Raw genomic sequence first — 12558 nt, forward strand, 5'->3', positions numbered from 1 at the left:
CGCCCGGCCCATCGGGGCGTCCACGATTAACCGGACATACTTTCGATAGGCCTCCCGCCATCCCGACGCGGGAAGGATCAAACGTCCACACCGATTAACCGAGCATACCCGCCGCCTCGCCCGCTCCCGCTTCCTGGAGCCTCCGAAGGCCCAATCCACCGAATCCGCGCCGTCCGACCCGTCCTCGGCCCGGGGGAGGCCGTCGTCGACCGCGACCCCATCTCGCCCTCCGGGATTCTTCGTGTCCAGGGGAACACCCCGATTCATGGCGCATACTTCCGGGATGCGGTCGATCCGGCGCATCCGAACACTAACGATGTTCGAACCGCAGTGGACACCAGAACATACCGATAGACCGAGCATGGAATTTGGGCCGTTTAGCGATTACCCAGACATACTTCCCACGATAGACCAGACATACTTAGGGCCTGCACTCACGATCAACCGGACATACCACTAGCGATTAACCGGACATAGTTACGGTTTGTAAGTTCTTGAATGACAAGGCCTTGCGATGCAGAGAATTTGTTTCTAGACTCTTGTAGAGACTAGAAGACAACAACACGGGGAATTTCCCGTTGGTGTTGTCCTCCTCGATTTGCGATTCAGGACGATGAGGACCGGGACGGATCTCGATGCGACAGCCTCTGGGGCCGACGCCGGGAGCATCGGGATGGAAGAGCTGGAACTCTCGTTCGGGGATGGGGAGGGCGAGGAATCGCCGGTCGAGGAAGTCTCGACTTCGAGCGACGCGGGCTGGAAGGACGAGCTGAACCTCGCCGAGTTCCCGATCGCCGCGCTCACGGACCGGGTCCCCGACGGCCAGACGACCCTGGTGTTCGAGGATCGGCTGGAGCTGCGCGACAGCCCGCCGATCATCCGTCGGCTGACGATCATGGGGACGCACAAGCACGGCCTCCCCACCTCGCTCGACGACGAGCTTCTGGTGGGACTGATCCAGCTCACCAAGCGGCGGAGCAACTTCACCGACGCGCGGGTGCCGTTCTCGCGGTATGAGCTGATCGAGCTGCTGGGCTGGCCCCAGAGCGGCCAGAGCTACCGCCGCATCGAGGAGGCGCTGCACCGCTGGGTGGGCGTGGTCCTGATGTACGAGAACGCCTGGTGGGACAACACGGCCAAGAGCTGGGTCGACGAGCAGTTCCACGTCCTGGACAACGTGACCCTCTACGATCGCGAGCGTTGGCGGAAGTCCTCGGCGCGGTCGAAGGCGGGCAAGGGGACGACGTCGAAGGCCGACAAGCCCCCCCTGCCCCTCTCCAGCTTCAAGTGGAACGACGTGATGTTCCAGAGCTTCCAGAGCGGCAACCTGAAGCAGCTCGACCTGGAACTCTACCTGAAGCTCCGGCTGCCCACCACGAAGCGGATGTACCGGTTCCTGGACAAGCGGTTCTACCGCCGGATGCGGCTCGACTTCGACCTCCGGACCCTGGCCTGCGAGCACATCGGCCTGAGCCGGTCGTACGCGCCGACCGAGCTGAAGCGGCGGCTCAAGCCGGCCCTGGAAGAGCTGGAGCAGCTCGGGTTCCTGGAGGTCCTGACCCCCGAGGAGCGGTACTCGTACGTCAAGCGGGGGACCTGGCGGATCATCCTGATCCGGGGCCGTCGCGGCGGCGCGGCGGGGGCCGACGAGGGGACCGACGACGAGCCGTGCGAGCTGGTCGAGGCGCTTCGCGGTCGCGGCGTCACGGCCAAGGCCGCCCAGGAATTGGTGGCCGAGCACCCGGCGACCCGGATCCTGACCAAGCTGGAGGTCTTCGACTGGCTGATCCGCAACGAGGACAAGCGGATCGGCAAGAACCCGGCCGGCTACCTCGTGGCCTCGATCCGGTCGGACTATCAGGAGCCGAACGATTTCCGGTCCTCGACCGGGGCCGAGTCCGCGAAGCAGGCGGCGCAGGCGACCCGCAAGGAGGCCGAGACCAAGGCGGCCGAGGCCAAGGCCCGGGACGAGGCCGTCGCCCGCGGCGAGGCCGATCGGGAGGCCCGCCTGAAGGCCGTCTGGGAAAAGCTCCCGACCGACCAACGCGACGCGATCCTCGCGACCGTCAAGGCCGAGAATCCCGGCCTGGGCCGCTGGAAGAAGATGCTCGAGCCCCTCTGCCTGGCCGCGCTGGAGGCGCGGCTCCGCGACGGCAAGGTCGCGTCCAGCCAGCCCCTGCTCTTCCCCGATTCCGACGAGTCCTGACCCGTCTCGATCTCGGCTCAGGCGGCGTCCCCTTCCAGGTCGCGGTCCGCGGCCGCCTCGGCGCTCCGGCCCGATCGGCGGTCGCGGGAGTCGTACAGGACCATCGACGCGACCAGGGGCCGAAGCAGGTCGTTGACGACCTCAGAGCGGTCCTTCCCCATGTGGATCGCGTACAGCCAGAGCTTCTTGTCGACGTCCTCCTCGATGGCGAACATCCGCTGCACGCGCTTGGGCTTCGACGGCTTGGCCCGGCTGGCGCGCGACCGCGACGACGAGGACGCCGGCGCGGCGCGGCCGGTCGGCTCCTGATCGGCGGTCGCTTCGGAGTCGCCCGGCTCGGCGGCCGTCGACGTCGAGGCCGAGGGCGCGTTCCCCGCGGCCGGGACGGCGATCCGGCGTTCGAACTCGGCCTCGGTCATGCTCGGCCGGGTCAGCCCGGTCCGGTTCTCCGGTCCGGGGATGCCTCCACGTCGGGTCACGCTGCTCATGGTCCACCCCCCTTCCCCGTCGGGTCCGGCTCGCGCCGGGGTCGCCTGAAATTTCTCTTGGATCCGCGCTCGCGCCGCGGCCAACTAGGGTCCAAACATCGGTAGCGGCCGCGCGGGGCGGCCGGCGCTCAGGAGGCTTCCCGGTAGTGCGGGTCGGGTTCGCCGAAGCCCTCGGCCGCGTCGTCGCCGAAGTCCGAACCGGCCGACGAGGCGTCCGCGAGCGGCGCGTCTTCCAGAAATTTCGCGGCCGCCGCGCGGTAGGCCGAGGCCGCCGCGCCCATGCGGTCGTAATGGATCAAGGGGACGCCCCGCGCGTAGGCCTCGCGGAACTTGACCGACGCCGGCACCACCAGCTCGTGCGCCAGCGGGCCGAAGTAGTTGCGGACCTCGGCCTCGATCTGCTTCGAGACCAGGGTGCGGTCGACCCTCGTGATGAGGACGCCGGTGATCGCCAGCGGGCCGGCGTCGGTGAACTCCAGCCGGAACTCGCTGACCGTCTGCACCAGATCCTCCAGCGCCCGGACGCCGGCGAGGGCCGCGACGCAGGGGTCGATGGGGATCAGGATCTCCGAGACGGCGTAGAGGATGGCCACGTTCAGCGGGGTGAGGACCGGGCTGGTGTCGAAGAGCACCACGTCGAATCCGGTCAGCCCCTTGAGCAGCCGTCGGATCCGGAACTCGCGCCCCTGCCCCAATCCCTGGACGCCGCCCATCTGATCCGAGCAGTTGCCGAGCCGATCGCCGGGGGGAACGACCGACAACCCGGGGTAGTCCGTGGCGACCGCGACGTCGGCCAGGCTCAACCCTTCCAGCATGGCGTCCGCAAGCCCGACGGCCGGCGCGCCTCGGGGGAAGAACCCGAGCGCCGCGTTGCCCGACGGGTCGGCGTCGACCAGGAGCACGCGGCGGTCAAGCTCGACCAGAGCCGCGGCCATGTTGATCGCCGTCGTGCTCTTGCCGACCCCTCCCTTGGCGTTGGTGATCGCGACGCTCTTCATGATCCCCCCTCCCCCGCAGCTCGACCGCCCAGGATCGACGCCGTTAAAGCCCTGATTTCATTGAACTTAACGGCGGCACCTTGGAGACTTGGCGGACTGGCCGCTGGGTTGCGATGTTTCTTGACGCCTGGACACCTGGATTCCATGGAAAACCGAAACCCTGACGCCTTGTTCTCTTGATCTATCGGTCACTGGATGCCTCGGCTTGTCGATTCCTCGAAAAATTGGCGACTTGATCCCCAGGCGCCAAGTTGCCAAGGCACCGATGTAACAGGACGGCCAGGTGCCAACTCTGCTTGGCGATGCAACGATCATGGCGAATGGGCATCCAGGCATCAGGGTGATCGATGTGCCAGGGAGCCATGGGGCCAGGGTGACGCGAAGACCAAGGCGTCATGCGCCCGTTGGTGCCAAGGAACCTGGGCGGCATGGGGGCCTGTAATAGCTTGGTTCCAGGGCGGCTGGGTATCGGTTTGGCATGACGCCTGGGTTTCCATCCGCATGAAAACCAAGTCAGCCTACCGGACTTGGAATCCTGGTCACTTGCAGCATCGCTCGCCTTGCTCTCCATCTCTCATGGTTTATCGGCATCAAGAGGCTATGACGACCAATCCCTATGGAGCGCCTGGGTGGATTGGACAAATGGGACCAATCGAACTGGGAGCCCATGTCGCTGTCTCGCCTTGGGCCTGCGGGGGGCTTGGTGAATTGGCACCCAGGGGATCGAGCCGACTTGATGCCAGGGCGGCAAGTCGCCATTGCCACCCAGCGACCCTGGAACCCTGGCGGCTTGACGCCTTGGTGCATGGCGTACCCTGGTGCCATGTCGCCCAGGGGCCTTGGCTTGTCCGTGGGTGCGTGAGCAGGCCGAGCCGGCCGGTGGACGTAGCGATGGCCCCGACCTGAGCCGCGACACCAAAGCAGGGGGGGTGTCCCTGGCGACATGGTTTCAAGGCGACTGGGCCGGCAAGGTGCACGAGACATCAAGGGGGCAGGGGGGCCAGGGCATGTTGGTTTCAAGTCGCATTGATGGCAAGGCGTCTGTGTGCCTGGGTCCCAAGGCGGCTGGGAATCAAGCGACCTGGGAGATTGGGGATCAAGGAGCCTGCGAGCCTTGGATCCAATGTGCCAGGGCACCAAGGTTCCAAGGTGGTGGCGCGAGCAAGGCAATGTGGCAAGTTGGCGGCAAGGTCGCCATATGCCAGGGGGCCAGGTTGTCAGGGTGCCAAGGTTCCAGGATTCCAGTCTGCATCGGTTCCTTGGAACACAGGTCCGTGTGAAACCATGTCGCCATTTGCAGCATGCCACTTGTAGTGCCATGGCGCCTTGAAGCCAAGGTGATCGAGGGGCCAAGGTCGAGGAGGCGCCCTGGATCCATGACGCCTCGATCGACTTGGTCCATTGGATAGTTGTGGCCGGGCTCTCGATCGCCTCGCGAGCCCGTCGCGTCTCAGCGGAGTGGGGCAGGGCAGGGGGGCGTCAGCCGGACGAACCCGAGGCGCGGCGCGTCGCAGCCGGCGTCCTCGCGGGGGGGCGGGACGGGCCGTCGCGCCGCGTCGGCTCGGGCTCGGCGCCTGGGCGTCCTCGCCGGAGGGGGTCAGGATTCGCAGGCGACCCATCGAGGACGACGACGCCGAGACCGTTTCGGATTGGGTTCGATTGGGGAGTTCGGGAGCGTCGGTTCTGGTCGCAAGGCCTGGTTCGATGGCGGGTTCTGAGGGATTGGGATTGGCTTCGTTCGGCGCTTTCTTCGGGGTCGCCTTGGGCCTGGGCTCGGGGCGGACGGACTCCTTGCGGAGCTTGCTCAGGGTCTCGACGGTCTTGATCAGCTCGCGGGTTCGGGCGGTCTGGAACCGGCGCAGGCGCTCGGAGGCGTCGCTGGCCGAGAACGAGGCTTGCTCGGCCAGCTCGCGGGCGTCGTCCCCTTCGATGGCGTCGAGGTCGTCCAGGAGTTCCTCCAGGCGCTCGATCTCACGTTCGGCGATCGAGCGGAGCCGGGCGACGGCCGCCTCGGCGTCGACGGGCCGGGGGACGATCTCTCGCCAGAGGCGCCAGGCGCTGAAGGCGGGGTCTTCGTAGGGGGTGGACTCCTGGGCCTTCTTCCAGAACCGGACGCCCCAGCCGGTCTCGATGACTTCCCAGGCGAGGAAGACCTCGTTCAGCTCGGGGTCGTCGATGGCGTCGAACGGCTGCTTGCCCAGGAGCCGGATGAACTTGAACTGGTCGAGGAACGTCCAGTCCTGGTCCGAGAGGATGAGGCAGCGGATCTCGGTCCAGCGGTCGAGGAGCCAGCGCGCGCCCTCGGTCGTCTCTTCCAGGCCGGCGAGGAAGGCGGCGGGATCGTCGTCCCACTCGGGCCCCGATCCGGGGAGGAGCCGCTTGCCGGCCAGGTAGAGGAGCTTGCGGGCCAGGTCGCAGACGTGAGCGGTGCGCCTGGCGCGGGAGCGGAGCATCGCCTTGCGGACGCGACGGGAGAGCAGGGCGGCCTCGAACCGCTCGGCCCGGTCGAGCGCCCAGGAGGTCCGCGCCGCGCGCGAGACCAGCTCGCGCTCGATGGCGTTCGACGGCTGATAGTCGTCCGTCCACTCCTGGATCCGCGCCTGCAACTCGGCCGGGTCTTCCTGGGGGAGCACGGCGGGGCCGTCCTGCGCGCGCGCGCCGTGCTTCAGGGCGTTCAGCCGCGACCGCGACTTGCCGGCCTCGGTCCGGGGGCCGGTCGATTTTCCGGCGTTGGCGCGGTTGGCCTGGATCTGGGCCTCGGTGGCCATGTCGTGCGTCTCCTCGTCGGTGGGCGTCGATGGGGCCTCTACCGAAGAGGATGTATCCGAATGCGCAAATGGGGACGTGCGGGGGCAGGGGAGGGCTCGGGGCGACCAGGCTGGATCTGTCGAATTTTCCGTCTCTGCGACGGGAGAAATCATGCTGGTGCGATCATACCTCCCCCCCGGTGGGGGAAGGACGTTCTTCACCGCCGGAACGGACGGACGCCGCGAGGGGCGTACGGCCCTGGATGGGTCGCACGGCTCGCGGCGTCGCGTCGATTGCTTGGCATCTATCGATAATCAGCGGCCGCTGTAGGTGAGGGTGGTCTTGATCCAGGCGAGGTTGCGTTCGAATTCCTCGGACGAGCGTCGGAAGGTGGTGAAGCTGGAGCCGAGGAACCGGGCGCTGACCGCCCCGATCAGGGCGACGACGACGAGGGCGCCGAGGCCGGTGAGCATGAGGGCCTGGGCGGGCTGCATCGCAGCCGCCTGGGCGATCCAGAGGGCGAGGCCGGCGAGGAGGACGCCGGTCCCGGCGATCGCCAGGAGGACGGCGACGACCAGGCCGACGATCGCCGGGATGGCCCTGGAGAGGGTCTCCCGGGCGTCGGCCGCGGCGAGCTGGCCCTGGAGTGAGGCCAGGTTCGCCAGGTCGCTGCCGAACGTGCCGACGTCCTCCATCAACCCGCCGCCGGTCGACCGGCCGTTGGCCTGGGCCGGGCCGCGGGCGTCTTTCACGACCTCTTGATGAGCCATCCCAGGAGGACTCCCACAGCCAGGGAAACGCCGACGGCCTTGACCGGATTGGAGACGATTGCGTCTTCGAGCGACTGACGGTAGGGCTCGATGGCGTCTTCCATCTGGTCGTACGCCTGGCGGGCCTGTCGGCTGGCGTCGTCGAAGCCGCGGCGGGCGGTCTCGCCCATGTCGCCGAGGGCCTCTCGGGCGTTCTCGACCGGTTGCCGGGCGCCGCCGGTCCATCCGCCGAACATCTGGGAACCCATGATGATTCTCCTTCGCGTCGTTTCAGGAAAAGGGTCCGGACGAACTCAACCGCGCCGCGAGGCGGACCGGGCGGGGCCGCCGTCGTAGGACTCTCCCGGTCTCCCGGAAGAGGAAGGGGGGACGAATTCGCCGGGGGGCTTGAGATTCAGGTGTTGCTTGAGCTGGTCTTCCAGCCAGACCGCGGCATAGGCCTGGACCGACTGGCCGACGAGAGGCCAGAGCATGCCGACCCCCCAGCTCAGCAGTCGACGGCCGAGCGGCTTGGAGGGCTTCTCGGGCGGGGCCGGGGGCTGGAAGAGCAGGGGCCGGGGGGCCGCGTCGGCCGTCGAGAGAGGCAGGGCGTCGGCCGCGATCTCGACGACGCGCCGGGTCTTCTTGCGGCGGGGGACCACGAAGTAGCCCACCGCCAGACCGGCCCCGAGCGCGATGTACGGGTGGTTGCGGATGACCGACCGCCAGTCCATCGCCTGCTCGACCTCGCTGACGACGTTCGAGGCGCTGGTGTGCATCTCGCGGCGGATGAGGGCCATCTGGCGCCGGATCTCGTCGACGTCGCTCACGGCTGGCTCCCCTGGACGAGGCTGTCATCGTCGGCGGCCGGGGGCGGGGGCGGCCCGGTCTCGTCCAGCGACAGGCGGCGGGCCAGGTCGGCCCAGAAGATCAGGCCGGCGAGGTTCTCCTCCGCGTCGACGACGAGGGCCAGGCGGGCCCCGGCGGCGGACATCGTCTGGAGCACCTGGTCGACGTGGGCGTCGAGAGGGATCGTGGGGAACTCCGTGACCATGACCTCGGTGACCGGGCGATCGGCCAGGTCGGGCGAGTCGGCCACGGCGAGGGCCACGTCGCGATCGACGACCACCCCGACCGGCTTGCCGGCGTCGATGACCGGGACCACGTCGCTGTCGTTCTCCTTGAAGATCATCACGGCCTCGGTGACCGTGCTGAACGGGGAGCAGGACCGGACGACGGGGGACATCACGTCGGCCGCGGTCAGATCCTCGGACGCGAGGACAGGGATCGGATCGGGCGAACCGGCGCTCATGGTCGGGCTCCAGGGAATGGGATTCGGCGAGTTCCTCGCCCCACGTCGCGGGCGCGAATCGCTCAACGACCAGGTGGTAATGCAGATGCCGTGCCGATCGCCCGGGATCACTCCCGGCCGACCTGCACCTCGGCCTTGGCCTTGGCCTCCGTCTCGGCCTCCGTGTCCGCCTCGGCCTCGGCGTCGGTCGGGGCCTCCGGGCTGCGGTTGAGGATCAGGGCGCGGGCCGAGGCCAGCGAGACGACGACCCGGCTGGCCGAGGCCGGCTTGAGGCTCTCGACCACCTTCGGCGTCTCGGCGTCGTCGTCCCAGTAGCCGAAGACGACGGGAGTCTCGGGGTATCGGGCGCGCATCCGCTTGGTCAGGTAGCGGGCGCGGGTGAGGCCGATGGGGGGGAGGTGGGAGATCAGGATCAGGGCCGGGTCGAGCTGGGCGACCTTGTCCGTGACCTGCAGCGAGGAGCCGCCGGCGGAGATGATCGTGAACCGCACGCCCGACGGCTTCAGCAGCATGTTGAGCATCCGGAGCACCAGGGCGTCGGCGCCGCCGCCGGTGGCCAGGCCGACCAGGGGCCGGTCCTCGTCCTTCAGCGAGCCCAGGGAGGGGAGGGGGTCGATGTCGAGCTTGGACGTCGCGACGGGGGTCGGCGAGGAGCGGCCCCCCAGTCGGAATCGGCTGAGCAACCGGCGTCGGGCCGCTTCCGCCCGAGTGCGGACCGGCGACGGCTCGGTCGAGTCCTGGGCCTGGGCCGGGGCCGGGGCCGGGGCCGGGATCAGGACCACGTCGTCGCGGTCGGAGACGTCGTCGAGCCAGTCGCGGACGACCCGCCAGATGAAGGCGACGTCGCGGTTGTCGACGAAGTCGTGGGTGCGGTCGTGCTCGGCGCGGGAGAGGGTCGGGACGATGATCCGGTCGCAGACCTCCTCGAACGAGGTCGCCTTGACGGCCTCGTCCAGCAGGAGCAGCGAGCCGTCGAGGTCGTGGCTGAGGACCTTCTGGTACCAACGCAGGTCGTCGGCCACCTCGACGTCGTGGCGGAGCAGGGTGCCCAGGAAGCCGAGGCCGGGGATCGACCGCCCGGCGACCGCCAGGCAGACCGTCAGCGCGTTGGCCAGCAGCAGCCCCAGCGGCCCCCAGAGCCAGGCCCAGAACATGGCCGCCACCAGCAGGCCGATCGGCGAGATGCCGGTGCTCTTGCCGTAGAGCAGGGGCTCGATGCTGTTGACCACCACCTCGGCGGCGGCGAACAGGGCGAAGACCAACAGCGGTTCGGTCCAGCCCGGGAAGTGGGCGATGGCGATGACGAACGGGAACGAGAACGACAGGACCGTCCCCAGGTAGGGGATGAACCGGAAGATCGCCGCCAGGAACCCCCAGAGGGCCGGCGACGGCAGGCCGATCGCCCAGGCCCCCAGGCCGATCGCCGTCCCGAACCCGGCGTTCACCAGCGCCAGGGCCGTCAGGTAGCTGCTCAGGCCCCGGCCGATCTGGCCCAAGGTCTTGGTCGTGACACCGATCTGCCCCCATCCCACGAGCTGGATGATCCGGTTGCCCACGTCCTCGCGCTCGAACAGGAGGAAGACGACCAGCAGCAGGACGATCCCGACCAGGGCGATGCCCGACTCGAAAGGGCCGAGGTAGGTGTGGATCCGGCCCCAGAGGTCCTCGCCGCCGACGATCCGCACGGGCTGCGCCCGATCCCGGTCCCGGCGCTCCTGCTCGGACGCGATCGACTCCTCGAGCTCGGTGGCGGCCGAGAAGACCCGGTCGAGCGACGAGGACTCGCCCGGCTTCAGCCCGGCCAGCTTCTTGTTGATGTTCTGCTGATAGGCGGGGATCTCCTTGGCCAGCGTCGCGAACTGGTGGCCGACGACGTACGAGGTGCCGACGATCCCGGCCACCAGGACGATGAGGACGGCCGCCACGCTCAGGACCCGAGGGAGCCCCAGGCGCTCCAGCCGGGACACCACGGGGGCCAGCAGGAAGGAGACCAGGATGGCGAGGGCGACCGGCTTCAGGACCTCGGCCGCCAGCGACATGGCGATGATGATCGTCCCGCCGATCAGGAGGAAGCGGAGCAGCCGAGTCGTGGCGACGTCGAGGTTCATGGCGATCGTTTCTCGCGAGCCTGCGGGGAGGGTGAGGCGGATCGGGACCCATCCCGCCGCGGGCCGTCGGCCTTCACCTTCCTTTAGCAATCGCCGCGCCGGAGACGCGGATTCGCGCGACGTCGCGCCGGGGCTCGCGAGTTCCCGGCCGTGCGCAAGGGGATTCCCAGGGCCGCGAGGGGGGCCGGGATCGATGTCGGCGGGGGTGCCGAGGGGGGCGAATCCCCGCGCCGCGAGGGGGCGGACGCGGGGGTTCGAGGCGGGGTCACTTGGGCTTGTAGGCGGCGGTGTCGATCTTGTAGAGGGCGATCTTGGCGGAGATGCTCCGGCGCGAGAGGCCGCTGATCTTGGCGCAGCGGCCGACGTGACCCCGGCACTTCCGCAGGGCCTTGCGGAGGTATCGCTCCTCGAAGGCCGAGGTCAGCTCGGAGAGCTGATCGGTCAAGGGGCGGGCGAGGTCGACCTGGAGCGAACCCCGGCGGCCCTTCTTGGGGACGAGGTCGCGGGGGAGGTTCTCGGGCTTGATCTCGCCGTCGCGGGCGGTGACGCAGGCCCGCTCCATGGCGTTCTCCAGCTGGCGGATGTTGCCGGGCCAGGCGAAGGAATAGAGCCGGTCCATGGCGGCGCTGGAGATGTGGGCGGCGTTCTGGCCGGGCCGGGCGTACTTCTGTGCGAAGTAGGTGGCCAGGAGGCGGATGTCCTCGGGCCGCTGGCGGAGCGGGGGGAGGTCGATCTTGACCACGTTGAGGCGGTAGTACAGGTCCTCGCGGAACTTCCCCTCCTTGACCGCCGCTTCGAGCCCCTGGTTGGTGGCGCCGATGACCCGGACGTCGACCTCGATGGGGGCGTTGCCGCCGACGCGCTCGAACTTCCGCTCCTGGAGGACGCGGAGGAGCTTGATCTGCATCGACATGGGGATGTCGGCCACCTCGTCGAGGAAGAGGGTGCCGCCGTGGGCGATCTCGAACCGGCCCTTGCGCTGGCCGGCGGCGCCGGTGAACGACCCCTTCTCGTGGCCGAACAGCTCGCTCTCCAGCAGGGTTTCCGAGAGGGCCGCGCAGTGGACGGGGACGAACGGCCCCTTGCGGTACTCGGCCGAGGCCTGGTGGATGGCGCGGGCGAGCTGCTCCTTGCCGGTGCCGGTCTCCCCCTCGATGAGGACGGTGGTGGTGGTGTCGGCGATGTTGCCGATCAGCTCGAAGATCTCGAACATCTTCGGGCTCTTGCTCAGGACGTTGAGGAAGCGGTGCCGCTCGCCGATCTGGGCTCGGAGGGCGGACAGCTCGTCCTGGAGGCTGCGCTCGCGGAGGGCGCGCTCGATGAGGAGGCAGAGGTGCTGGGGGTCGGGGGGCTTGGTCAGGAAGTCGTAGGCGCCCATGCGCATGGCGTGGACGGCGTCGTCGATGCTGCCGTGGCCGGTGGTGACGATGACGGTCACCGGCAGCCGCCGGGCCTGGATCTCGGCCATCAGCTTCAGGCCGTCGACCTTGGGCATCCGCAGGTCGGTGACGACGATGCTGTACGGCTTCTCGGCCAGCATCTCCAGAGCCTGGGCGCCGTCGGGGGCGAGGTCGACCTCGATCCCCAGCGCCATGTTGAGGAGCTGCTGGAACGAGGTGCGCGTGTCCTCGTCGTCCTCGACGAGGAGCATCCGCCGGACCGGCTCGACGCTCAGGGCCGTCGGCTCGGCGTCCTGGGGAGGTTGGGGGTCTCTCGGCTCGTTGTCGACGACTGTGGTCACCCGCTTCGCTCCCGGATCGGTGGGCGTCCGGCCCGTCGTCGCCCCGGCGACTCACGCCTGGATTGCGGGGCGTCTCCTCGGCCGTCGCGCCGCCTCCATGTTAACACAGCCGCCGCCGATCGTCAGGGCGCGGCGTCCCGACTTCCACCCGCACCGATCCGGCTCCCTGGAATGCGGTTTGCTTGGTGGTTTTAATAGAAAGGGAGCG

General features: G+C 68.7%; 10 protein-coding genes. 1 reads left to right on the forward strand and 9 read right to left on the reverse strand.

Annotated features, from left to right (window positions below; translation table 11 throughout):
* Positions 1-673: 673 nt before the first annotated feature.
* Complete coding sequence (locus VT85_RS25400) at positions 674-2206, forward strand: replication initiator protein A (protein WP_068422699.1); 1533 nt, start codon at positions 674-676, stop codon at positions 2204-2206.
* A 17-nt stretch (positions 2207-2223) separates the two neighbouring features.
* On the opposite strand, the gene VT85_RS25405 is transcribed toward VT85_RS25400, so the two are convergent.
* The 9 genes from VT85_RS25405 to VT85_RS25445 form a co-directional block, all read right to left on the reverse strand.
* Entirely contained in the window at positions 2224-2694 is a 471-nt protein-coding gene (locus VT85_RS25405) for a hypothetical protein (protein WP_068422702.1), read from the reverse strand.
* Between the two features lie 128 nt (positions 2695-2822).
* Positions 2823-3692, reverse strand: coding sequence for a ParA family protein (locus VT85_RS25410; protein ID WP_068422704.1), 870 nt, complete (start codon positions 3690-3692; stop codon positions 2823-2825).
* Positions 3693-4909: 1217 nt separating this feature from the next.
* Positions 4910-6460 (reverse strand): hypothetical protein, encoded by a 1551-nt coding sequence (locus tag VT85_RS25415; protein ID WP_068422708.1) that lies wholly within the window; start codon positions 6458-6460, stop codon positions 4910-4912.
* A 294-nt stretch (positions 6461-6754) separates the two neighbouring features.
* Complete coding sequence (locus VT85_RS25420; protein WP_082859058.1) at positions 6755-7210, reverse strand: phage holin family protein; 456 nt, start codon at positions 7208-7210, stop codon at positions 6755-6757.
* Positions 7189-7458: a YqjD family protein gene (locus VT85_RS25425; RefSeq protein WP_068422715.1), complete on the reverse strand. Its 270-nt coding sequence runs from the start codon at positions 7456-7458 to the stop codon at positions 7189-7191. Before VT85_RS25425 ends, VT85_RS25420 begins: the two co-directional genes overlap by 22 nt.
* Before the next feature lie 45 nt (positions 7459-7503).
* Positions 7504-8019: a hypothetical protein gene (locus tag VT85_RS25430; protein ID WP_068422718.1), complete on the reverse strand. Its 516-nt coding sequence runs from the start codon at positions 8017-8019 to the stop codon at positions 7504-7506.
* Entirely contained in the window at positions 8016-8501 is a 486-nt protein-coding gene (locus VT85_RS25435; protein ID WP_068422721.1) for a CBS domain-containing protein, read from the reverse strand. The genes VT85_RS25430 and VT85_RS25435 overlap by 4 nt, the downstream gene beginning before the upstream one ends.
* A gap of 107 nt (positions 8502-8608) precedes the next feature.
* A complete protein-coding gene (locus VT85_RS25440; protein ID WP_068422724.1) occupies positions 8609-10609 on the reverse strand; it encodes an AI-2E family transporter in 2001 nt (666 codons plus the stop codon).
* A 265-nt stretch (positions 10610-10874) separates the two neighbouring features.
* On the reverse strand, positions 10875-12350 hold the full coding sequence (locus VT85_RS25445; RefSeq protein ID WP_231871557.1) for a sigma-54-dependent transcriptional regulator: 1476 nt from the start codon (positions 12348-12350) through the stop codon (positions 10875-10877).
* Positions 12351-12558 lie beyond the last annotated feature (208 nt).

The sequence above is a fragment of the Planctomyces sp. SH-PL62 genome, assembly GCF_001610895.1.
Taxonomy (GTDB): domain Bacteria; phylum Planctomycetota; class Planctomycetia; order Isosphaerales; family Isosphaeraceae; genus Paludisphaera.